16 protein-coding genes and 1 pseudogene are annotated in these 23531 nt (G+C 53.2%); 15 read left to right on the plus strand and 2 right to left on the minus strand.

Annotated elements, in window-relative coordinates:
* From LAT75_RS03035 to LAT75_RS03085, 11 genes and pseudogenes are all read left to right on the plus strand, one after another.
* Nucleotides 1–399: pseudogene (locus tag LAT75_RS03035) on the plus strand (hypothetical protein); the annotation flags it as partial.
* Complete coding sequence (locus tag LAT75_RS03040) at nt 396–1244, plus strand: hypothetical protein (RefSeq protein ID WP_291481149.1); 849 nt, start codon at nt 396–398, stop codon at nt 1242–1244. The pseudogene LAT75_RS03035 and the gene LAT75_RS03040, both read left to right, overlap by 4 nt.
* Nucleotides 1241–2473, plus strand: coding sequence for a type II and III secretion system protein (locus LAT75_RS03045; RefSeq protein WP_291481150.1), 1233 nt, complete (start codon nt 1241–1243; stop codon nt 2471–2473). The genes LAT75_RS03040 and LAT75_RS03045 overlap by 4 nt, the downstream gene beginning before the upstream one ends.
* A gap of 480 nt (nt 2474–2953) precedes the next feature.
* Nucleotides 2954–5683, plus strand: a complete 2730-nt coding sequence (acnA, locus tag LAT75_RS03050) for an aconitate hydratase AcnA (protein WP_291481151.1) — start codon at nt 2954–2956, stop codon at nt 5681–5683.
* A gap of 497 nt (nt 5684–6180) precedes the next feature.
* Entirely contained in the window at nt 6181–6423 is a 243-nt protein-coding gene (locus LAT75_RS03055) for a hypothetical protein (protein WP_291481152.1), read from the plus strand.
* A gap of 333 nt (nt 6424–6756) precedes the next feature.
* Nucleotides 6757–6984: a cbb3-type cytochrome oxidase assembly protein CcoS gene (gene ccoS, locus LAT75_RS03060; RefSeq protein ID WP_291481153.1), complete on the plus strand. Its 228-nt coding sequence runs from the start codon at nt 6757–6759 to the stop codon at nt 6982–6984.
* Nucleotides 6985–6987: 3 nt separating this feature from the next.
* Nucleotides 6988–8424: a cbb3-type cytochrome c oxidase subunit I gene (locus LAT75_RS03065; RefSeq protein WP_291481154.1), complete on the plus strand. Its 1437-nt coding sequence runs from the start codon at nt 6988–6990 to the stop codon at nt 8422–8424.
* Nucleotides 8421–8996 (plus strand): cbb3-type cytochrome c oxidase subunit II, encoded by a 576-nt coding sequence (locus LAT75_RS03070; RefSeq protein WP_291481155.1) that lies wholly within the window; start codon nt 8421–8423, stop codon nt 8994–8996. The genes LAT75_RS03065 and LAT75_RS03070 overlap by 4 nt, the downstream gene beginning before the upstream one ends.
* A 2-nt stretch (nt 8997–8998) precedes the next feature.
* Nucleotides 8999–9670 carry a cytochrome c gene (locus LAT75_RS03075; RefSeq protein ID WP_291481156.1) on the plus strand — a complete coding sequence of 224 codons (672 nt, stop codon included), beginning with the start codon at nt 8999–9001 and terminating at the stop codon, nt 9668–9670.
* Between the two features lie 184 nt (nt 9671–9854).
* Nucleotides 9855–10616: a hypothetical protein gene (locus LAT75_RS03080; RefSeq protein ID WP_291481157.1), complete on the plus strand. Its 762-nt coding sequence runs from the start codon at nt 9855–9857 to the stop codon at nt 10614–10616.
* Between the two features lie 193 nt (nt 10617–10809).
* Nucleotides 10810–12894, plus strand: coding sequence for a heavy metal translocating P-type ATPase (locus LAT75_RS03085; RefSeq protein ID WP_291481158.1), 2085 nt, complete (start codon nt 10810–10812; stop codon nt 12892–12894).
* Between the two features lie 21 nt (nt 12895–12915).
* On the opposite strand, the gene LAT75_RS03090 is transcribed toward LAT75_RS03085, so the two are convergent.
* Both LAT75_RS03090 and LAT75_RS03095 read right to left on the minus strand, forming a co-directional pair.
* Nucleotides 12916–13812, minus strand: a complete 897-nt coding sequence (locus tag LAT75_RS03090) for a ZIP family metal transporter (RefSeq protein WP_291481159.1) — start codon at nt 13810–13812, stop codon at nt 12916–12918.
* 128 nt (nt 13813–13940) lie between these two features.
* Nucleotides 13941–15236, minus strand: a complete 1296-nt coding sequence (locus LAT75_RS03095; protein WP_291481160.1) for a serine hydrolase domain-containing protein — start codon at nt 15234–15236, stop codon at nt 13941–13943.
* Between the two features lie 319 nt (nt 15237–15555).
* Here LAT75_RS03095 and LAT75_RS03100 point away from each other — a divergent pair, with 319 nt between their 5' ends.
* The 4 genes from LAT75_RS03100 to gyrA all read left to right on the plus strand — a co-directional run bounded on the left by LAT75_RS03100 (nt 15556) and on the right by gyrA (nt 23381).
* Nucleotides 15556–17733 (plus strand): tetratricopeptide repeat-containing sensor histidine kinase, encoded by a 2178-nt coding sequence (locus LAT75_RS03100; RefSeq protein ID WP_291481161.1) that lies wholly within the window; start codon nt 15556–15558, stop codon nt 17731–17733.
* Between the two features lie 146 nt (nt 17734–17879).
* Nucleotides 17880–18488 (plus strand): CPBP family intramembrane glutamic endopeptidase, encoded by a 609-nt coding sequence (locus tag LAT75_RS03105; RefSeq protein ID WP_291481162.1) that lies wholly within the window; start codon nt 17880–17882, stop codon nt 18486–18488.
* Between the two features lie 311 nt (nt 18489–18799).
* Complete coding sequence (gyrB, locus tag LAT75_RS03110; protein ID WP_291481163.1) at nt 18800–20722, plus strand: DNA topoisomerase (ATP-hydrolyzing) subunit B; 1923 nt, start codon at nt 18800–18802, stop codon at nt 20720–20722.
* Between the two features lie 106 nt (nt 20723–20828).
* The gene (gene gyrA / locus LAT75_RS03115) at nt 20829–23381 is read left to right on the plus strand and encodes a DNA gyrase subunit A (RefSeq protein WP_291481164.1); all 2553 of its coding nucleotides are present in this window, start codon (nt 20829–20831) and stop codon (nt 23379–23381) included.
* Nucleotides 23382–23531 lie beyond the last annotated feature (150 nt).

A 23531-nucleotide genomic window follows, 5' to 3' on the forward strand; every position in this document is an offset into this window, starting at 1 on the left:
ATAGCCGACAGCGTGCGGGAGCTCGACAGCCGGAATGCACAGCTTGCCGGCCAGCTGAGCCAGATGGAAACCCTCGGAGAAGGCACCCGCATGTGGACCACAACCCTGGATATTCTGCACGCCGGTCTGCCCGGAATTTTGAGTACCTGGATTACGAGCATGCAGTTTAGCAACGGCGTACTGGTGCTTGAAGGCACAACCCTGCTGCGGCAGAACATCCCCCTGGTGGCCAATTTATTTTATGAGGCCGGGGTACAGCAGGTAACAGGCATAGAAATACGCGAACGGCCTTTCTACAACTTCAGGATTGTGGTCCATAAAATTACGGCTGACCCGGCCGATTTTAACCCCGTTGTGCTGCCGTTCGCCCCAATAGCCCAAACCGGAGGTCAGCCATGAGCATGACATACAGTATTCGGAATACCCTGCTGCTTGCAGCAACCCTGCTCATTATGCTGGGTACAGGCTTTACCTGGCTCTGGTTCGGCAGCTGGCAGGAGCTGGGCGAGCTTGAAAAAAGCAATGACGTAAAGCGTGCACAGCTGGCTGGCCTTACGGCTGAGGTTACCCGGTTTTCGGAGGTGTATGAGCAGAATGAAACCCTAACCCACCGCATCGATAACTACCCGAAAACCCTGTTTCCGAGCCACAGGCTGCCTCATCTGTACGACTACCTCCGCCTTGCCGACCGCGGCTCTGTTTTCCTGAACTATACCTTCACAGACAGCACCGCGCAGGGCAGTCATGGCCGGATGCGCTTTAATGTTGACGGCGTTTCGGATTACCGGCAGCTGCGGGATTTCATTTTTACGGTCGAGCATTCGAGCCCCGCAGTGCGCATTACCGACCTGCAGGTGCGCCCCACAAGCAATCAGAACAACCTGCACGAGGTCGGTTTCAGGATGAATCTTGTGGCCTACTACAACCGCGGCGGCCGAAACGTGATCCCGACCTATGCCGAACAGGTTAGGGGTGAACTGCCCCACAATCCGTTCTTCCCGCTCATCCACGGCGTAGCGCCCAACGCCAATAATATGATAGAGCCGGAGCGCTCAAGGCTGCAGGCCATAAGCGGGGATGCCATATTCCTGTACGATCAGGGCAATCAGCTCAGGCGGCTTGTGCTTCGTGAGCGGGTGCACCTGGGCTATCTCGAAAGTGTTTCGGCAGAACGCAGGGAAGCAACCTTCCTGCTCAATAAAGGCGGCATCATCGAACGTGTAACCCTGAGGATAAGTCAATGACAAAAAGGAAAGTTTTAAATCTCACACTTCAGGTGCCGGCCGGCATGCTGCTGTTTATGATGCTCTTATTTGCCGGCACTCCGGCCCCTGCCGCTGCGCAGGACCGGCTGCCGGTGCGGGAGTTTACGCCGCATGATGCCATTGTGGTGCTCGACCGCGGCCTGGCTATGAACGATGCGGTGCGCATTCTCAGCGAATTTTCCGTGCGCCATGAAAACCGCATGATTCTGAACCTGAGCAGCTTTACCGGCAATATTGCCCTCGGCATACCCGGGCTGCACTGGCGCGATGCGCTCGATCTGGTAACCGGTTACCATCAGCTGGTAGTGTTAACCCTGCCTGACCGTATTGAAATACGCGACCAGGCTGTACCGCAGTCGATTGCCGCGCAGGAACGCAGGGGAGGCCCGGCCCGGCAGATTTTCTCCGATACCCGCGAGATTGAGATCTCGGCAACCTTCTTTCAGGGCGACCGCCGCTTCCTTCGGGAAATCGGGGTAAACTGGTCGGCCATCCGCAACGGCATGGTTGAAGTAAGCAGCTTCGGAGCCGGCTCCGTAAGTGAGCCGCAGTTTGCACTGGGCTTGAACATCAGCGAAATGACAGGCACCGGTCAGTGGCAGATCGATGCCCTGCTCAACACCCTCGAAGCCATCAATAAAGGTGAAATTCTTTCCTCCCCAACCATCAAGGTGCTGGAGGGGGAAGTCGGCCGGATTCAGGTCGGGCAGGATTTCTCCATCAAACAGCGCGATTTTGCGGGCAATGTGATTGATCAGTTTTTCAGCACAGGAACCATCCTCACCGTAACCCCCTGGCTGATTCATTCAGACGGGGAATCCTTCATCTTTATGGAAGTGCTGGCCGAGCGCAGCTCTGCGCAGCCCGATGCGGTGAGCACCATCATCAACAAACAGGAAGCAACAACCAAAATATTGCTGGTAAACGGAGAAACAACAGCCATAGCCGGGCTTTATGAAACCGAGCAAAGTACCGTGAGGCGGGGGGTACCCCTGCTTAAAGACCTCCCGCCCTGGTTTTTTGGCCTCAGGTATCTTTTCGGATTTGAATCGGTGCAGTACAGTCAGCGCGAGCTTATTATTGTAATTCAGGCCAGACTTGTCCCTGCGATCGAAGATCGTATCATAAATGAATCAATGAGCCGCATGGAGCTCATACGCCGCGAGTCTGAGCAGCTCCGCCGGCAGAACAATCCGCCCTCTGAGTGATTTCATGCCGGGTTTAGGTGGCCCGGTTCCGGCCTGCGCAAGCGTGGTTGTCCCAGCGGGCAGCGGCCGGAATGAAGAACCAGTGGTGGTACCCTTCACCCCTGAAGCTCCGGCTTTTGGGGTGAAGCTTTTTCAGAGCTGCTAAAAAAAGTGGTGATGAGGCGTGGCTGCGGATTTCGGGAACTCCGATATCGGAATCTGCTTATTTTGATTAAAGCTAAATAAGCAGCTTTAAAAGCAAACGCCGAACTATTAGCGAAAATTCGCTAAATGACGTTGGGATAATCCGCCCATAAATCACTATTTTAGAGCTCTGTATTTGGCAACATAAATTAAGGCCGGGTACTGTACACAATGTTACAGAATTGCTCCGAAAAGGGCTTTCAGAAACCAGGCTTTACATTTTGCTTATGTTGATTTTCAGGCAGAACGTTCGAAACAGTAATCACCGAAATCATTTCAATTCCGGGAACTAATATTATGAGTAATTTGAAAAATTTTGCAGGCAGCCGCGCCACCCTTCAGACCAAAAGTGGCTCAGGTGTTATTTATCGGCTGGATGCCCTCGCCAAAGCGGGTATCGGACAAGTGGACCGGCTACCATTTTCTATTAAGGTCCTGCTGGAGTCGGTACTTCGTGAATACGACGACTATGTAGTAACCGAAAAAGACATTACCCTGCTCGCAAACTATGATGCTGCATCACCGGCGCAGGAAGAAATCCCTTTTAAGCCTGCACGCGTAGTACTGCAGGATTTCACCGGTGTGCCCTCCGTAGTTGACCTCGCGGCCCTTCGGTCTGCCATGGCCCGCGCCGGCGGCGACCCGCAAAAAATTAACCCCGTTGTACCGGTCGATCTCGTTATTGATCACTCTGTTCAGGTTGATTCCTTTGGTCAGGAGTTTGCCTTCATGTTTAACCGCGAGAAAGAGTTTGAGCGTAACCGCGAGCGCTACGAGTTTCTCCGTTGGGGGCAGAAAGCATTCAAAAACTTCAGCGTTGTGCCGCCTGCCCGCGGCATCGTGCATCAGGTGAACCTGGAGTACCTTGCCAAGGCGGTCTGGAGCCGTCAGGAAAACGGCGAAACCATTTTCTACCCCGATTCCCTCGTAGGTACCGACTCACACACAACCATGATCAACGGTCTCGGAATCGTTGGCTGGGGCGTTGGCGGTATTGAGGCGGAAGCCGTTATGCTGGGACAGCCCATCTACATGCTTATCCCGGAAGTAATCGGGTTTAAAATTACCGGAAAAATGCCGGAAGGCGTTACCGCAACGGACCTCACGCTCACCGTAACCCAAATGCTCCGCAAGAAAGGCGTAGTAGGCAAGTTTGTTGAGTTCTACGGCGATGGTCTTTCAAGCATGAGCCTGCCTGATCGGGCAACAATTGCCAACATGGCACCCGAGTACGGGGCAACCATGGGCTTCTTCCCGATCGACAATGAATCGCTGCGCTACATGATGCGTACCGGCCGCTCTGCTGATCTTTGTGATACCGTAGAGCGCTACACCAAAGAGCAGGGTCTGTTCCGCGAAGACGGCATGACGGATCCGATTTTCACCGATACCCTGCATCTTGATCTTTCAACCGTTGAGTCATCACTCGCAGGGCCGAAGCGTCCGCAGGATCGTGTGCCGCTTGATGAGATGAAGAAATCCTTCAATCTCGCCCTCACAAGTAAAGAGCCTACAAGCGGCTTCTCGCTTACACAGGAAAAACTTGCAGCCAAAGGCACCTACAAAAACGGCACAACCGTTGACATGAAACATGGTGATGTGGTTATCGCTGCCATCACTTCGTGTACCAACACCTCCAACCCGTCCGTAATGTTGGGTGCCGGTATCGTGGCCAAAAAAGCCAACGAGCGCGGCCTCAAAGTGCCTCCTTACGTGAAGACCTCCCTTGCACCGGGTTCACGTGTGGTTACCGAATACCTGAACGAAGCCAACCTCACCCAAGAACTTGACAAACTGGGCTTTAACCTGGTAGGGTACGGTTGTACGACCTGTATCGGTAATTCCGGACCGCTGCCGGAGCCGGTTGAAGCTGCTATTAAAGAAGGCGATCTTATTGTGGCCGGCGTGCTTTCGGGCAACCGGAACTTCGAAGGCCGGATTCACGCCAATGTGAAGGCCAATTACCTGGCATCTCCGCCGCTGGTTGTGGCCTACGCCCTGGCCGGTACGGTAGATATTGATCTGGTAACTGAGCCTATCGGCAAGGACAAAGACGGCAAGGATGTGTACCTGAAGGAAATCTGGCCGACGACCGATGAAATCCTGGAGCACCTCGATAATGCGGTACGCCCCGACCTCTTCCACAAAATGTACGACGGCATAGCCGACTCCAACGAAGAGTGGAACAACATCCCCATTACCGGTGGTGCTTTGTTTGAGTGGAAGGATGACTCAACCTACATTCAGGAACCGCCTTTCTTTGTAGATATGAACACAGAGCTTGAGCCGGTTAAGCCCATCAAAAATGCGCGCTGCCTGGTTAAAGTAGGCGACTCCATCACAACCGACCACATTTCTCCCGCCGGCTCCATCAAGGCCGATACTCCTGCCGGTTTCTACCTGGTTGGCAACGGCGTGGAAAGCAAAGACTTCAACTCCTACGGTTCACGGCGTGGTAACGACCGCGTAATGACCCGCGGCACCTTTGCCAACGTGCGTCTCAAAAATCAGCTGGCTCCCGGCACGGAAGGCGGCTACACCAAATACTTCCCGACCGGCGAAGTGCGCTTCATTTATGATGCCTCTATGGATTATCAGAAGGAAGGCACCCCGCTTGTAGTGCTCGCCGGAAAAGAATACGGAACCGGTTCTTCCCGCGACTGGGCCGCTAAAGGCACCAATCTGCTGGGCGTAAAAGCCGTGATTGCCGAATCGTTCGAGCGCATTCACCGCTCCAACCTGGTGGGCATGGGCGTGCTGCCGCTTCAGTTTGAAGACGGTCAGAATGCCGAAACCCTTGGCCTCGACGGCGATGAGTATTTCTCTTTCGAAATTGATGACAATATCAAGGCGCGTCAGGCAGTATGGGTTACCGCAAGCAAAAGCGAGAAGCCCGATTTTGACGGAAAAGTATCCCGCTTCAAAACCATTTGCCGCATAGATACACCGGTTGAAGTGGATTATTTCAAAAATGGTGGTATTTTGCAGACCGTTCTTCGCAAGTTCATGAGCGAAGACAAAGCATAATCTCACACTTCATTACGAACACCTACTTGCACAGTAAAAGGCTGCCTTCGGGCGGCCTTTTCTGTTTATGGTAATGTTTATTTTGGAGTCATGCTGAAGCGTCTTGCTGTAAAACCTGCCATGACAAGCAGTTCCGGAGAAGCGGGTGAAAATGTAAATCAAACAGACTGGTTAGATTTTTACAGTAGCCTTGTTTAAATTATTAACAGTGTCAATTAACCTAACTGAGCATCATTTTCTTGAAATACCGCGCTATCATATTTCTGATTTGTTATTTAGTATTACTGGTTCAGCCGGTAATGCCGATGGTGCAGTATCAGCTTGGCGGCGGCTGTGTTTCGGATTTTTTTAAGAAAGCATATGCGGTATCCTTACCCTGCCTTTGTGCAGTTACGGCTCAAAAAAATGTTAGTGAACGGGTTTCGGGAGTAGCTGCTGAACCGGTAAGTACAGCGGAAAAAGTTTCCCCGCCGGTTTCTCCTGCTCCGCTTGCGTCTTTGCTTTTTTCGACGCTCAGCTACATCAACGACGCGGCCGGCAATACAGGGCAGGATGAGCAGGAGCATACGCAGATTCAGGACCTGCTGAACCTCGATAGCCATGCAGTTTTTGTTCCGCTGGTCTTTAATCCGGTTATTAACCGCTTTGAAGCGGTAAGTCTGATGCCCGATTTTTTGCTGCATCAGAGTATTACGATACCGGCATGTCCGCCCTGTGCACCACCACAAATAAGCGCCTGATTTTAAAGACGGGTAACTTTCTGAAGGTATAAGACACCCGCGGTACGATATTCGCGCGGATGCCTCCTCCTGACAAATGATGATGCAGGTGTGCGGTATGAATACATACTGTTCAGCAGCCCTGCTTATCTGTATTTGGCAAATACTTAGATCCGGATGCCGCCGCCGGACTTACAGCCGCGAAGTTACCTTCCCCCGTCAGCCCCGGTAACAGTCTGAAACGAACTGGTAAGCAACAGACTGTGCAAAAAAGCCGGTTAGGCACGCCTCACCGGCAAAATACAACGGGCCGGTATCGGGCAATTCAATATTCACTTCAACCCAATCGGGTATATGCTACTGGAACAATCCATATCTGTGAGTGCCGGTATCTGGATCCTTTTGCTGTTTTCACTGCTGATTATCGTGAGCGGTATTGCCCTGTTTAGCTGGGCATGGCTTTCAGGTCAGTTTGATGACATCAACAAAGGTGCACAGCTTCCTTTCACGGAAGAAGAACCTGCCGGCGAACCCACAGATCAGCTTTTTAAACCTGAAGAAGAAACGCATTCAGACAAATAATATATGAGTACAACCCATTTTTCCGAGATTGACTCGAGTGCGCAGTCGATTCGCTTTTTAGATGAAAAAGCCCGAAATGTAGTGCTGTTCCTGATTGTATCAGGGGTATTCTGGCTGCTTTTCGGATCGCTGCTTGCACTGCTTGCATCCATTAAGATGCACGCCCCTGACTGGCTTGGCCAATGGTCGTTCCTGACCTTTGGCCGGGTGAGGCCGCTTCACCTTAACACCATGGTGTACGGCTGGGCTTCCATGACAGGTGCCGGCGTGGCACTCTGGCTGCTGAGCCGCATGCTGCGTGTTGCCATCCCCATGCGGCCCTACATTGCCGGCGTTACCGTAATCTGGAACTTAGCCCTTGTCGTGGGCAGCTTTCAGATTCTGGCCGGTTACACACGCGGTATCGAGTGGCTGGAGTTCCCCGTAAGCACCATGATCGTAATCGTTTGGTGTATTTTGGTGATTGGCATTGCCGCCATGCTGATGCTCTTCAACCGCAATGTGCAAACCCTGTATGTTTCGGTCTGGTACCTTATCGCCGCTTTTTTGTGGCTGCCACTGCTTGGCGGGGTTTCCTCCCTCCCCATTTTTAACACGCCTACCGTGCAGGCCGGGATGAATTGGTGGTTCGCGCACAACGCGCTCGGCCTGTGGTTCACCCCAATCGGTCTGGCAGCAGCTTACTACTTCATTCCAAAAGTGATTGGCCGGCCGATTTACAGCTACGGGCTGTCGCTGCTTGGCTTCTGGGGGCTGGCGCTGTTTTACAACTGGAACGGATTCCATCACCTCATCGGCTCTCCGCTGCCCACCTGGTTCATCACCATTTCCATTGCTGCAAGCGTGATGATGATTATCCCGGTTATCGTAGTGGCAGTGAACCATCACATGACCATCGTGGGCTCGTTCAGCGCGGTGAAATATTCCCCGACCCTGCGGTTCGTAGTTTTTGCAGCCATGAGCTACACCTTCGTAAGCCTTCAGGGCAGTATTCAGGCCCTGCGCTCGGTTAACGAGGTGATTCACTTCACGCATTTTGTGGTGGCACATGCACACATCGGCATGTACGCATTTGTAACGATGATGCTCTTCGGTTCCTGCTACTATATCCTGCCGCGCCTCACCAACTGGGAGTGGCAGTCAGGCAAGCTGATAAAGCTTCACTTCTGGCTTACCGCGCTCGGTATCATTCTCTACACCTTTCCGCTACAGGTAGGCGGGGTGCTTCAGGGGCTGGCCATGAATAACCCCGATATCACCTTTTCTGACACCGTAACCATGACGATCCCCTACCTCATAACACGCTCTGTTGCAGGTGTAATGCTCACCGCCGGACATCTGATTTTTGCTTACCTGGTAATCCGCATTGTAGCCAGGGTTGGCCTGCGACCCGCTGTTCCGGAAAGCTGGAACCCTAAACTCGAGGAGGCCCGCTCATGATACGCAACTGGATTCTTCTTTTCGGCATTGTTGCCATGTTTGCCGCTGCTATGGTCGGCCTCACCATTCTCCCTAAAATTGTGGTCGATCCGCGTGTGGAAGAGGTAGATTTCGGAAACACTTTTGAAATCGTACAGGGCCATGCCATTTACGTGCGCGAAGGCTGCATTTACTGCCACAGTATGCAGGTAAGGCCGGAGGGCTTCGGCGCTGACTTCGAACGCGGCTGGGGGCGGGCCTCCGAAGTGGAGGATTACCGCAACCTCACCCCGCATCTGCTTGGCACCATGCGCACCGGTCCGGATCTTTCCAACATCGGCGCGCGCCAGCCCAGTGCCGACTGGCACTACACCCACCTGTTCCAGCCGCGATCCATGCTGCCCGGCTCCATCATGCCACCCTACCCCTGGTTGTTTGAGGTCGTGAACGAAGATGCCAGGCCCGGAAGGCAGGGGATTAACCTGCCGGAAGCCTACCGCATACCCGGCAAAAAAGTGCTGCCCACCGACGAGGCCCGCTACCTCGTCGCTTTCCTCTTATCTCTGAATCAGGAAACCCCGGGAGTTGATTAGCCATGACTGAAGACAACAAAAAAACACCTGAATTCCAGGACAGGGAAGACAATCGCAGCATGCAGGAGATTCACTCCGCTGCGTTCCGGGAAAGCCCTTTGCCCGAGGAAGGCAATGAGCGAGGCCCGATCTGGATGTACGCTGTCATCATCCTCACCTTTGCATTCGGCTTTTTCTACATTGGCCGGTACCTGGGCGAAGTATCAGACCGCGCACACGTGTTGTTTACCGCACCCCCAACCGAAGCCGTTGAAGAAATCGAGGTCGATTTGATTGCCGAAGGGCAGCGTATCTACGGCCGGGTTTGCCAGGCCTGCCATCAGGCAAATGGTCAGGGTATCGCCGGCGTATTCCCGACCCTTGCCGGTACCGAATGGGTGGTTGAGCAGCCGGATAAATCCGTGCTGATGATCCTCAATGGTCTGCAGGGCGAGCTGGTTCGCGAGCGGGCAACCTACAACGGCGTGATGCCGCCCTTTGCCCGGCAGCTCGATGATTTCGAAATTGCAGCCGTTGTTAGCTATATCCGAAATGCTTTCGGCAACGAAGGTAGCGAAATCGATCCGGATCGCGTAGCCCGCATCAGAGAGCTTACAGCCGATATAAGCGGCGCCTATAACCCGCAAACCATCGTGGAAACTGCTGCACGAATCGGCGCGGAACTGGCTGAATAGGCCCCGGTTGCTGTAACTGTGCATCACTGAGAGAGGAGGGTCCGCAGTCTGCTCCGGCAGCTGCGGACCCTGTGCGTTTAGCGGAGGCAGCTCAATAAGGGTACTGCTGATTTTGGTTTACAGCTGCCTTTCAAAATTGATACCTTTATTCACCATAAACTGAACCGGTACTTAACCCAATGCGATGAAAACAGTTTTAGCATCTTCACCCCTAAACGAAATAATCCGGAACCGGCTGCTGGTCTGTTTTGTCATTCCTTTTCTGGTGATGGCATCAAGCCCTGCAACGGCTCAGAGCAATTCCGAGCGCTCTTTTGATTTGTGGCTTGGGTTTTCGACAACAACTCAAACCATCAGTTTTACGGGCCCGGCCACGGCGCTGAACGACGGGCTTGACTATAAAATCGGAGCCGGGCTGCACCTGCATGCCAACTGGTATATGTTCCGGCAGCTTGCACTGCGTACCGGCTTTACCTATCAGTACTTCGACTGGGAAGTGAAGGACAAGCTCTCACCCGTTACAACAGAAACGGGTGATCCAACCGGGGAAGCCATTCTAACTACGCTTACCCGCGATTTTAACCTCATGTATGCCGGCGTGCCCCTCCATTTGCGGTTCTATCCCTATGCGAGCCATTTTTACATTACAGCCGGTGCCGATTTCTGGTATAAATTCACCTACAAAGCCGGCCGGCTGGATACTTTTTTTCTGGATGAAGATGGCCTGTTTGTACAGGAACTGGGTCGCGAACCCTACCCGACGCCCCGCCTTGCCAGTGATTTTGTGATCGCCGGTATGGCCGGTATCGGATTCGCGTTCAACCTCGAAAATCTAAGGATGGGGCTCGAATTATATTCCAGACAGAACATCACCCCCTTTGTTAACAGCGGCGGCGTCAAACAGAATTTTACCCAGTATGGTTTGAGCCTGTTCGTAAGACTGTAGCATCATCAAAAAGCTTAACATAAGCGGGTAACGGGTGATGTGTTTCCGGCTTAAAAACAGCTTTCCGGTCAGGTTTTAAATTCAGAGAAATTTTTAGCTGATGTGCACCGGAATTGCCTTCATTCTGCTCCGTTACAACTATGCCAGAAAAAGCCGGTTCCTTATTAAATCGCCTACCAAGTGAAAAATAGCAATGCCTGCCTGTAAACACTGCGGACTCCCGGTTCAGGATTACACCCAAAGCAAACACGACCTTTTCTGCTGCTTTGGCTGCAAAATGGTGCACGAATTAGGCGTGGATGGCGCTGGTGCGGCACAAAGTACCGCGCCAACCGCATATAAACTGCTGGTGCTCCGCTGGGTTTTTGCATTCGTGCTGTCCATGTTTCAGGTATTCATCAGCATCACCATCTTTTTTGAGGGGGAGCAGGCGCCGGTTTTTCTGGGCTGGGTGAATTTCGTGCTCGGTACGGGCGTACTGCTGCTGCTGGGTTCATCCTTTCTGCCCAATCTGTGGCGGGAGCTCCGGGCGCTGCGGCTGAGTCTCGCAAGCCTCATTTTTACCGGAACCTCGGCCGCCTACGGGCTCTCGGTCTGGAGCGTGTTCACCGGAGTGGGAGAGCCGTACTTCGAAACGGCTTCCATGATTCTGACCTTCTATATCGGCAGCCTGCTGCTCGATGCCTATTTCAAACGGAAGCTCGCGGCCTACGGCAAAACCTTTGCCGACGACACGCCTCCCGAAGTGCTGCTGCTTCAGGAAAACGGCACGGCCCTGCGCACCTCCGCTGCTCAGGTACACGAGGGCGCCCGGGTACAGACCGAGCCCGACACACAGATCTGGCTGGACGGCATCGTGACCGAAGGCGCCGGTCTGGTTGATGAGGCCCACCTCACCGGCGAAGCTGAACCTGTGCGGAAGCAACCCGGCGATGCGGTGCGCGCCGGAAGCCTCAGCATCGACGGCGGCCTGCTGCTGCGGGTCACCTCGGCATTCGATGAAAGCTCGCTGCAGCAGTACCTGCGCCGGGTGCGCGAAAACCGGTATCAGCCGGGGCGCTACGAGCGCATGGCCTACAGGGGCGCAAGCATACTGCTGGCTTTTGTGATGCTTACTGCTTTAGCCGTGCTCGCCTACTACGTGCAAACGGCCGACTGGCAGATTGCCCTGCGCAACATGCTCGCTGTGCTGCTGATCGGCTGTCCCTGCGCCTTTTCCATTTCGACACCCGCAGCCGTTTGGATTGCCAATCAGCGCCTGCAGGACAGCGGCCTGCTGGTGCTTGGCGGCGGGCAAACCATCGAGCGCCTTTCCGAAATTGACCGCGTGATTTTCGACAAAACCGGAACCCTCACCGAAGGCCTCGGGCTCACCGAACCCCAAAGTCCGGATCCTGACCGCTTTCCCGTGGAGGAAAGCCTGCGCCTCGCCGGCGGCCTTGAAGCACAGCAGCAGCACCCGATGGCGCAGGCCATGCGCAACCGCCTCGAACAATCGGGCCTCAGGCCCCTGCCGGTTCAGGATACGCAGCTCTTGCCCGGGCTGGGGCTGAGCGGCAGCTGGCAGGGCAAAGCGCTGCTTCTGGTTAACCACACCCATCCTGTAAGTGCCTCAAAACTGGCGCCCGGCGAGCTCGGCCTTTTCGAAGACGGCCTGCTGCGGATGTCGTTCCGCTTCTGGCAGCCGCCCAAAGCTCAGCTGGCACAGGCCTGGAAAAGCCTCACAAACGACGGCATCCCCGCCATAATCCTCACCGGCGATCCCGGCCTGCCTCCTGAATGGGCCGCCGGCACGGACTACCGCAGCGGGCAGTCGCCCGAAGATAAATTCCGGGCGGTGAATGCCTTCCGGAATGAAGGGCAGCGGGTACTCTTTGCCGGGGACGGCACCAACGACATGCTGGCCTCAGGCGCCGCTGATGTGGGCGTGGTGATGGGCAGCGGAACACCGGCTGCCAAAGAAGCCGCGGACATCATTCTGCTGCAGCCCGACCTCACCGTGATTCCCGTAGCCCTGCGGTTTGCCCGTAAAGTGAAACGGAAAATCCGCCTCAATTTTTTCTGGGCGCTGATCTATAATGTTGTGGGGATGAGTATCGCGGCGGCAGGGTTGCTGCATCCCTTTTTTGCCATACTCGCCATGATTCTAAGCTCGCTCTTCGTTACCCTCAATTCCCTCCGCATCCGCTCGGCAGAGCCTGAGCTAACCGGTCTGGCAAGGTCGGTGGGGGCCGCTTCCATCCCAAAAGAAAATGAAGCTGTAGCTGAAATCCCATAATCCCGATAAGCTGCTATCGGTTTAATGCAGCCAAAACTGAAAGGCCATCATGGCAAGCCCCGTGAGGCCGGTGAGCAGGTAAACGATGCGGGCGGGGACTTCTGCCAGCGCTTCGGGCAGCAGCTCCCGGGCGACCATCCACAGCATGGCACCGGCGGCGAGCCCGAGCCCGAACGGCAGGAAGGGTTTGAAGGTGAGCACGAACCAGAACGCGGGCACTGCCATGAGCGGCTGCGGCAGGCTGCTGAAAATGCTCCAGACGGCTGCCGCCCGAATGCTGCTGCCGCGCGGGAGCAGCACCAGGCTTATCGCCAGCCCCTCGGGGATGTTATGAATCGCAATGGCAATGGTGATGAAGACTCCGAAGGCTTCGGTCTCTCCGTAAGAAACGCCCACCCCTATACCTTCGGCGAAAGAATGCGCCGTCATGATGCCTACAATCAGCAGAATTTTCACGGCGTTGGCACCCTGAATATTCCCCACGGAGAGGTCATCTTCACGGCCTTTGAGCAGTTTGTGGGCGAGCACAACGAGAACGGCCCCGGTAAGCGCCCCGGCGAGGGTCCGCCAAAACGGATTGGAGACATCAGCAATGGTTGCGCCCTCAATCAGCAGTCCGAGGCTTGCACCCAGCATGAGTCCGGCTGCCAGCGCGTTTCCGTAACCCAGCCAGCTCCGGCTGATGCTGCGCGTAAATAAAAAGGGGAGCGCGCCAAACCCTGTGGTAAGCGCCGTAATGCCCGCCGCCACGAAAACAAACCAGGTAGTGATGCTTCCGGTGCCGGTTTGCCGGCCCAGCCAGACCGAAGCCCAAATCACCAAACCGACGAGCAGCAGGCCTGCAAGCCCGTCGAGCAGCAGGTTGTTGCTGTAGGCGTTCTGATTTCGGTTTTCGGATGATCCGGAATTGCTGTTCATGAGGTTTTTGAGTTTAGGGTGCCTGGCTGAAAACGCAGCATCCCCCCTAAACTAAAGTATCGGGTATTTACGGTAAAGCTGCGGGGCTTAATATGGAAGCGGAACGCGTCTAAACTGTTGGCGGTGCCTCATTCCTGAAGCTGCTCGCTGCAGCAGGAGCTGCCCCCGAGGTTGCGGGCCGCATCGGTGAGGCCATCAATAAATGCCCGCCGGTGCGCGCTTGCTGCCCCGCTTGTGGCCTGTGGCCAGGTGCTTTGGATGGCCACAACAAGCTGCATATCCGGGTTAAGGTGCAGGTGCTGACCGAAAATGCCGGACGCGGCAAAGCGCTCGTTACTCTGCAGCCACCAGAAGTAGCCATAGCCGGGATTGGCCGGGCTCGGGTTTACGGATTGCGACATCCAGGTATCCGGCAGGATGGCTTCACCCTGCTGATTCACGCCGCCATTGAGGGCAAAATGCCCGATGCGGGCGTAGTCGCGCAGGCTCGCGCTGATGCAGCAGCCGCCGTGTTCGAGCTCATCTTCACCCATTAAACTCCAGGAGGCCGGATGCTCCATACCGAAGCCGTGCCAGAGCCGCTGCTGTGCGTAGGCCGTGAGCGACATGCCGGTGGCACGGCTGAGCAGCACGCCCGCAAGGTTGGTTTCGCCGGTGCTGTAGGTGAACACTGTACCCGGTGCTGCGGCGCGGGGAAGGGCGGCCATGTAGGCCACCAGCTCTTCTGCTCCGGTAATGGCTTCAAGCCGGGCCACATCTGAATCGGGATCGGTGTAGTCTTCATTCCATGCCACGCCGGAGGCCATGTGCAGCAGGTTTTCGATGGCGACGCCCGCATAAGCCGAGCCCTCAAGCTCGGGTATGTACAGGGTTACAAGGTCGTCGGTGCTGCGGATGAACCCATCCTCAACAGCAGCCCCAAACAGCATCGAAAGCACAGATTTTGTGACGGAAAACGACATCCAGGGATCTGACTCAGTGCGGCCGTCAGCATAATATTCCAGAATGATCTGCCCGTTTTTTAAAACGAGCAGGCCGCTCACATCCATTTCCCGGATGAAGTAATCGAGATCGCGCACGCCGTTGTTGTGCAGGTATAGCACATTGAAACCATCCAGCATTACATCAGCATGAGGCAGTGGGAAAGGCTCATCCGCAGGGTGCAAAAAGCGAACGGGTGAGAACAGATGCGTGCTGCGGTAGCCGAACCGCATCTGCTCCTGATTCCAGAACAGGATGCCGGTTTCACGCAACTCATCGGCAAACTGCTGCTGCTGCGTACTGAGGGTGATGTCAGGGAATGGGCTTTGCAGCGTTAGGGCTTCATAGTCGGCGGAAGGGGTATCAGCGACTGTGCAGGAAAATAAATGGATGGCAATAAGAATTAAAGCCGAAAAAAAAGTGCGGATTGAAGTGAGAAACATGATCCCGGAAAGTTGATTAACAGTTAAAGATATAGTTAAGGAGGCAGGGAGATAAAAATATACAAGAGTTTTTGTGCGCCCTTTTAGTCAATCTACTTATAAAAAAAGTAGCCTTAAGGTGATTCGTTAAGATTTTTTAAAGCTATAACAGCTCATATAATAATTACCTATTTTAAGGCAATCAAAACGAGAAAAAAAACTCAATTGAAAAGCCAAGTGAAATGTGTGGATGTAATATGAACCGAACATACCTGAATATTAAAACTGATTACCAAGCTTAATGGCGTTCATAAAAACTTATAAACCGTGCGAAGCATATTTGGGGTGGCTGCGGATATCCAGCCTGACACTATCGCTGTCTTTTTTTGTATTCTTTTTTGCGTGCAGCAAGCCCGATAACGTAATTGATGAGCCCACAAACGGTTATCAGGCAGAAATACAAATGCTGGATTCACTTGCTGTAGTTTTAAGTGAGAATTTCAACAGTGAAAAATTCGAAAACGTTGTAGCGCAGGTCAGAGAGCTTACCGAAGCGGATACACTTTCTCCGCTGTATGCTTACGGATTAATGTATATGGGATGGTTTCATGCTAATTTCCAGCGTTACGGGCCGGCAGAGACCTATTTTACGCGTGCATACGAGCTGGCAGCAGAGCATCAGCTTTGGCAGCTTGAAATAAAAATGGCGCCGATTGCGATGCTGATGTTCACTAATATTACCAGAGAGGAAAAAGCAGAGCAGCTGTATCAGAGGCTTCTTGAATTGCGCCTTGAGCATCCTTTTGATTTACGGCAAAAGTATCTTTTTGATATCTCACAGGCATTCTGGTTCTATCATCAGAATCGTATGGCGGAAGCGCTTGAGCTATTATTGGGAGCGGTGCCCTACTTTGAAAGAGAAAACGACACTTTCTACATCAGCAATATATACAACGCAATAGGTCTTACGCTATCGCAGACGGGAAATACCGAAGAGGCCCTGAAATGGTTCGAAAAGACGCTGGTACGTCAGTATCAGCAGCGGGATGTTCAGAATATTGCCCGTACGCTAAACAACCTGGGTAACATTTACCGCTTACAGAACGACCATCACCGGGCTATAGACAGCTTGCGCTCGGCTAAAGCGATTAATCTTGAAAACGGCCGGCACCTGAGTGTTATCCGTAACTACTACAATATCGGGATGTCGTATAACCTGCTTGAAAAGTGGGATGAAGCTCTTGATGCATTCAGGCAGGGAACAGCACTAAGCGTTGAGCACGGGCTAACTCCCGGTATTGTATTTAATCAGTACGGAATTGCCAGCTCATTTTATCAAATGGGAGCTGAACCGGAAGAAACCCTTGAAATTCTATATGATTTGGCTGAAGCGATGGAAAGCAGCGGAATTATGGCAAATGCTTTGACAACATACCGAATGCTGCATGAGCTCGAGGAGGCTATCGGTAATTATGAAGCTGCATTGAGATGGTACAAACGGTATCATGAACAGGTTCTCGAAGTTGATGTGAGAGAACGAGACTTGTCGATAGAAAATGTGCTGATTCAAAATCAGCTTGAGCGTGAAAAAGCTGAGAATGTGTTCCTGCGTGAAACCATTGAGCTGAAGCGGCAGGCGGAGTACTATTTTATTATCGTTCTGCTCACCCTACTGCTGCTTACAGCTGTTGCCGTCGGCTTTGTGCTGTATTTCCGGTACTCAAGCCGTGAACTGGAAAGTGTAAACGGGCAGCTGTTGGAGCAGAGCCGCAGCATAGCTGAACAAAACAAACAGCTTGAAAACCTTGCGCAGGAAAGGCAGCGGCTAATCAATGTAATTATTCATGACCTGCGCAACCCCCTGAGTGTTATCGAATCTGCAGAAGAACTGATGGATCCTTACGACCCCGACAGCTGCGTGGAGATGAAGACCATCCTCAGGCTTTCGAGTGAAAAAATGCGAAACATCGTGAACAGTCTGCTCACGGTATTTGAGGCTGAATCATCAGACATCAGAAGCGAGATGTCTGAGATTGCTGTAGATGCAATTGTGCGGCAGGTTATCGAGGAATACAGGCCACAGGCAGAGAAAAAAAATATGCAGATTAACAGCCGGCTTGAAGCCTTTACCACCCTTACGCACGATATGGTCTTCAACAATATTATCTCAAATCTCCTATCAAATGCCATCAAGTATGCAAACCCGGATACCGTAATTGAGGTAGATCTCAGCATGACCGAAACAAACTGGGTGCTGAAAATCCGGGATTCCGGTCAGGGGTTTGCCCAAAATGAAAAGGATAAGGTGTTCAGTTTATTTGCCAAGCTTTCTTCGCAGCCCACAGCCGGAGAGAGTAGTGTAGGGGTAGGGCTGTATTCAGTCAAAATATCAACTGAACGCCTTGGCGGCAGGGTTGAACTAAATTGGGAATACACGCAGGGGGCAGAATTTATCTGCACTTTCCCACTGACTGAAATTTCAGTACCTCAAGCAGAGCTCTTCCAAAAGCTCAGTTAGGTTTTACTTGTGTCAGCTTTTGCTCGCGATGCGCTGGTCCTAAAATTTCAGATTAAGCTTTATCAAAAAAGGAGCGGAGTTAAACTTCAGCTTTCTGTTACTTTAACGGGCAACGCCATTTACTGACCATTTCTTCAAACCCCCGAATGAGTACTCCGGAAACACACGATCAGGATCCGCCGGTTAACCGCAGGGAAATGCTGCAAATCGCTATGGTGTCAGCGCTGCTGTGGCTGGTGCTGGGGAGTATCCTTATATGGCTGATGCCTCAGGCGGATACAGCCGGCATCATCGCGGCCGGCGAGCCGCTGGCCGTGCAGCTCACGGTCGGTCTTGTGAGCGGTCTGCTGCTCGGCTATGCCGGTGTGAGCCTGATGAAAGTGGAAGCCCTGCGAATAATTAGTGACAGCTTCACGGTTGTGCGCATCATCAAAAAAGCAAACCTGACCAATAAAGATGCTTTTTTTATATCCCTCTCGGCGGGGATTTCGGAAGAATGGCTGTTTCGGGCTGCCCTCATTCCGCTTGCCGGCATCACGCTTGCTTCGGTGCTTTTTGTGGTGGTGCACGGCTACATCAAATTCAGCAGCGGCGCGCATCTGGTATTTGCAGCTTTTATGCTGCTGCTCAGTTTCGCACTCGGCTTGTTATTTTTGTATCAGGGTATTTTCGCGGCCATGATCGCCCACACGGTTTACGACATTGCGGCCTTTTACGGAATCCGTAAGCAGATTGAATCATCCCAGAACGACTGAGCCCTGCCTTTAACCGGATGGGCGATTTTACAAATCCTGCCCGGAAAATGACCGGAACGCCGGGCTGCATGCCGTTGCTTAAGCCCGGCTCCGGCAGTAAGCCTCTAAGGCTTTGCGCGGGGCATTAAAAAGCTGCCGGTAATTGAAGTGCTCATCCGCCCGCTTTATCCACATTTTGAGGGCTTTATTTTTCGCTGTGTGGTGCAATCCCCCCTAAAGGGTGCATCGGGATATGTTTTTTGGTTTTTGGCGCTTTTAGGGCTATTTTAAGCCGTCTTTTAAACCTAACTTTTCAACAGCATTATTTTTGCATGTTAAATTCCAATCCGGCTGAATATAAAGCTTCGAACATACAGGTGCTGGAAGGGCTTGAGGCCGTGCGTAAGCGTCCTTCAATGTACATCGGCGATACCGGTGTGCGCGGCCTTCACCACCTGATCAACGAGGTCGTAGATAATTCGATTGATGAAGCCCTGGCAGGCTATTGCGACTACATCCAACTCGATATCAATCCCGACGGCTCCATCACCATTACCGATAATGGCCGCGGTATCCCCGTTGATATTCATGAGAAAATGGGTATCCCTGCAGTTGAGCTCGTGCTCACCAAGCTGCATGCGGGCGGTAAATTCGACAAAGATTCCTACAAGGTTTCCGGCGGTCTGCACGGGGTGGGGGTGAGCTGTGTGAACGCCCTCTCCACCGACTTTGAAGCTATCGTGCACCGCGACGGCAAAATCCACCGCATGGCTTTTCAGCGGGGTATTACCACCGAGCAGCTCAAGGTTATCGGCGAAACCGAGAAGAATGGTACCATCATCCACTTTATGCCGGACTCCGAAATTTTCCGGCAATCGGTTGAGTTCAAGCTCGAAATCATCACTGAGCGGATGCGCGAGCTTGCCTTCCTGAACCCGGAAATCACCATTGAAATAAATGATCTGCGGGAAGAAGAGCCGATTCAGGAGATTTTTCACTTCGAAGGCGGGGTGAAGGATTTTGTGAAATACCTCGATGAGAACCGCGAATCCCTCATGGGCGAACCCATTTTTGTGAGCGGTGAAATCGATAATGTTCCCGTTGCCCTTGCCCTTCAGTACAATAAGTCGTACTCGGAGAATGTGCACTCCTTCGTGAACAACATCAACACGCATGAGGGCGGAACACACGTTTCCGGTTTCCGCCGGGCGCTTACCCGTTCGCTCAAAAATTATGCGGATAAGAACAAGCTGATTAAAGGAAAAATCAACATCAGCGGGGAAGATTTCCGTGAAGGCCTTACAGCTATTTTAAGTGTGAAAGTTGCGGAGCCTCAGTTCGAAGGGCAGACCAAAACCAAGCTCGGTAACTCTGAAGTGCAGAGCGCGGTGGAAGTGCTGGTGTACGAGAAAATGAACGAGTTCCTGGAGCAGAACCCGAAGGTGGCCAAGAACATCCTCGAAAAGGTGATTCTCTCTGCCGAAGCCCGCGATGCGGCCCGCAAGGCGCGGCAGCTGGTGCAGCGCAAGAGCGCCATGACCGGCGGCGGCCTGCCCGGGAAGCTGGCCGACTGCTCCATCAACGATCCGGAACATACCGAAATTTATCTGGTTGAGGGCGACTCAGCCGGCGGTTCGGCCAAATCGGGCCGGAACAGAAGTTTTCAGGCGATTCTGCCGCTGCGGGGTAAAATCCTGAATGTGGAGAAAGCCCGCATCAACAAAATTCTCGAAAACAACGAAATCCGGGCGATGATTACCGCTTTGGGCGTGGGTATCGGGGATGAATACGAAGCCGATATTTCCAAGCTGCGCTACCACAAAATCATCATCATGACGGATGCTGATGTTGACGGCTCCCACATCCGGACCCTGCTGCTCACCTTTTTCTACAGGCACATGAGTCAGCTGATCGAGAACGGATACATTTACATTGCTACTCCGCCGCTCTACAAAATTACGCAGAGCAAAAAAATCGAGTACGCCTGGGATGATGAGCAGCGCGATCAGATCCTCACCAAATTCAAGAAAAACGGCAAAAAGGCCGACGTGTCGCGCTACAAAGGTCTGGGTGAGATGAACCCCGATCAGCTTTGGGAAACTACCATGGATCCCGAAACGCGCACACTTCAGCAGGTTTCGATTGAAAGCGCCGCCGCTGCCGACCGCCTTTTCTCCATTCTGATGGGCGATTCGGTTGAACCCCGCCGCGCCTTCATTGAGCGCAATGCCAAGTACGCAAAACTCGATATTTAACCCGGATTTTTCCACGCGGGGATCAAAAATGGCCCGGAAAACTGCTTCGGAAGCAGATAAGGGCAAAGCGTTCATCATCCCCCTAAAAAACAAACCTATTTTTTAGATGGCCAGAGATAACATTATAAAAGTCAGTATTGAAGACGAAATGCAGTCGTCGTACATCGATTATTCGATGTCGGTGATTGTATCGCGTGCACTGCCCGACGTGCGGGACGGCCTCAAGCCGGTACACCGCCGCGTGCTTTACGGCATGAGCGAGCTGGGCATGCTGCACAACCGTCCGTACAAGAAGAGTGCCCGTATCGTAGGGGAGGTGCTTGGGAAGTATCACCCGCACGGCGACAGCGCGGTTTATGACACCATCGTGAGGATGGTGCAGGATTTCTCCCTGCGCTACCCCCTGGTTGACGGGCAGGGTAACTTCGGCTCGGTGGACGGCGACTCCGCGGCTGCCATGCGATACACCGAAGCGCGCATGAAGCGCATCGCTGAGGAGCTGCTGGCCGACCTCAATAAAAACACGGTCGATTACCAGCCCAACTTCGATGATACGCTCAATGAGCCGGTCGTACTGCCCTCGAACTTCCCGAACCTGCTGGTAAACGGTTCCTCCGGTATTGCTGTAGGGATGGCCACCAACATGCCGCCGCACAACCTGCGCGAAGTAGTGGACGGCACCAAGGCTTACATCGATAATCCTGACATCACCATCGAGGAGCTAATGAAGCACATCACCGCTCCTGATTTCCCGACCGGCGGTATTATTTACGGATATGAAGGTGTGCGAGATGCTTACACGACCGGCCGCGGCCGCGTTGTGATGCGCGCGCTGGCAACGGTAGAAGAGCTGCGCGGCAGCCGTGAGCAAATTATCGTAAACGAAATTCCGTATCAGGTAAACAAAGCCACGCTGATTCAGAAAATCGCTGAGCTCGTGCATACCGATAAGATCACCGAAATCTCGGATGTGCGCGATGAATCAGACCGCGACGGCATGCGCATCGTGATTATGCTCAAGCGCGGCGCCATTGCAAGCGTAGTGCTCAATCAGCTGTACAAGTACACGCAGATGCAGCACACTTTCGGGGTTATTAACCTCGCGCTCGTGAAAGGGCGCCCGCAGGTGATGCACATCAAAGACCTGATCAAGCATTTTGTGAATCACCGCCTTGAGGTCATCATCCGTCGTACCATTTACGACTTGGATCAGGCCGAAGCCCGTGCTCACATCCTGGAAGGCCTCAAAATCGGGGTAGATAACCTCGATGAAGTAATTGCGACCATCCGCGCGTCCAAAAACGTGCCGGAAGCCAACGATCAGCTTCGCCGCAAATTCGCCCTTACCGACTTGCAGGCCAAAGCCATCCTCGACATGCGTCTGCAGAAACTTACGGCTCTCGAGCGCGATAAGATTGACGCCGAGTACCGCGACATTATCGGGCAGATCGGTGAATTCCGCCGCATTCTCGGCAGCACCGATGCGCAGAAAGAAATCATCAAAAAAGAGCTGGATGAAATCCGCGACCGCTACGGCGATGAGCGCCGTACCAAAATCGTGTACTCTGCCGATGATTTCAGCATTGAGGATATGATTGCCGATGAGGATGTGGTCGTTACCATTTCCAACACAGGCTACATCAAGCGCACGCCGGTGAGCGGCTTCCGCCGGCAGAAACGGGGCGGTACCGGAATGAAGGGCGCCTCAACCAAAGATGAAGAATATGTGGAACATCTGTTTGTGGCCACCAACCACAACTACATCCTGTTCTTCACCGAAAAAGGAAACTGCTACTGGCTGAAAGTCTATGAAATTCCTGAAGGGACCCGACTGAGCCGTGGGCGTGCCATTGTGAACCTGATTCAGCTCGAAAAAGGCGACAGCATCAAAACCTTTGTGCCGGTCAAAACCTTGGATGATGAGAAGTATGTGAAGAGCCACTACATCATTATGGCGACCAAAAAAGGAATTGTGAAGAAGAGCCTGCTCGACGATTACAGCCGTCCGCGGCAGAACGGCATTATCGCAATTAAAATTGATGATGATGACGAACTGCTCGGTGCAAGCCTCACCAACGGCAACAGCACCATCCTGCTGGCAGCTCGCAGCGGACGTGCCATCCGCTTCATGGAAACTGACGTGCGCGAAATGGGCCGCAATACCCGCGGCGTGCGCGGCATAACCCTCGACGGCGACAAAGACGCCCTGGTTGATATGGTTGTGGTCCAAAACACCAATGAAGCGACCGTACTCGCCATTTCTGAGCACGGCTACGGCAAGCGCAGCCTCGTAACTGACTACCGCGAGCAAAGCCGGGGCGGCAAAGGGGTCATCACCCTGAAACGCACGCCCAAAACCGGCGATTTGGTTGCCCTGAAGGAAGTGAGCGATGTGGACGACCTGATGATCATCACCCAAAAAGGAAAGATCATCCGCATGCACTGCACAGACATCCGCTCGATGGGCCGCAATACGCAGGGGGTACGCATTATGCGCCTCAGCGACGGCGATTCCATTTCCGGCGTTACCCGCGTGGTAAAAGATGATGACGATGTGGATAACGGCAGCGACGACAACGGCGGCGGAAGCGGAAGCCCTGCCGGCTCAGGTCCGAAGCCTGCATCCGGATCAGGAGAGCAGGCTGCACTTGAATTTTAAAAAGTGCTGTTGCATTCAATAAGAAAAGCCTGACTCTAAACCGTCAGGCTTTTTTTTTGAACGCACAGCGTATGATTACAGATTTAAATTCAGATTAAGAATACGTATTATCACGTAAAGCCGGACTGCACGAATTTAATTTAACCATAG

The sequence above is a fragment of the Cyclonatronum sp. genome (assembly GCF_022565315.1).
GTDB lineage: Bacteria > Bacteroidota > Rhodothermia > Balneolales > Cyclonatronaceae > Cyclonatronum.

Excerpts from the sequence above, each read along its gene's own strand:
- LAT75_RS03040 (WP_291481149.1), top strand. The coding sequence starts at position 396 with ATGAGCATGACATACAGTATTCGGAATACCCTGCTGCTTGCAGCAACC.
- LAT75_RS03045 (WP_291481150.1), top strand. The coding sequence starts at position 1,241 with ATGACAAAAAGGAAAGTTTTAAATCTCACACTTCAGGTGCCGGCCGGC.
- acnA (WP_291481151.1), top strand. The coding sequence starts at position 2,954 with ATGAGTAATTTGAAAAATTTTGCAGGCAGCCGCGCCACCCTTCAGACC.
- ccoS (WP_291481153.1), top strand. The coding sequence starts at position 6,757 with ATGCTACTGGAACAATCCATATCTGTGAGTGCCGGTATCTGGATCCTT.
- LAT75_RS03065 (WP_291481154.1), top strand. The coding sequence starts at position 6,988 with ATGAGTACAACCCATTTTTCCGAGATTGACTCGAGTGCGCAGTCGATT.
- LAT75_RS03070 (WP_291481155.1), top strand. The coding sequence starts at position 8,421 with ATGATACGCAACTGGATTCTTCTTTTCGGCATTGTTGCCATGTTTGCC.
- LAT75_RS03075 (WP_291481156.1), top strand. The coding sequence starts at position 8,999 with ATGACTGAAGACAACAAAAAAACACCTGAATTCCAGGACAGGGAAGAC.
- LAT75_RS03080 (WP_291481157.1), top strand. The coding sequence starts at position 9,855 with ATGAAAACAGTTTTAGCATCTTCACCCCTAAACGAAATAATCCGGAAC.
- LAT75_RS03085 (WP_291481158.1), top strand. The coding sequence starts at position 10,810 with ATGCCTGCCTGTAAACACTGCGGACTCCCGGTTCAGGATTACACCCAA.
- LAT75_RS03090 (WP_291481159.1), bottom strand. The coding sequence starts at position 13,812 with ATGAACAGCAATTCCGGATCATCCGAAAACCGAAATCAGAACGCCTAC.
- LAT75_RS03095 (WP_291481160.1), bottom strand. The coding sequence starts at position 15,236 with ATGTTTCTCACTTCAATCCGCACTTTTTTTTCGGCTTTAATTCTTATT.
- LAT75_RS03105 (WP_291481162.1), top strand. The coding sequence starts at position 17,880 with ATGAGTACTCCGGAAACACACGATCAGGATCCGCCGGTTAACCGCAGG.
- gyrB (WP_291481163.1), top strand. The coding sequence starts at position 18,800 with ATGTTAAATTCCAATCCGGCTGAATATAAAGCTTCGAACATACAGGTG.
- gyrA (WP_291481164.1), top strand. The coding sequence starts at position 20,829 with ATGGCCAGAGATAACATTATAAAAGTCAGTATTGAAGACGAAATGCAG.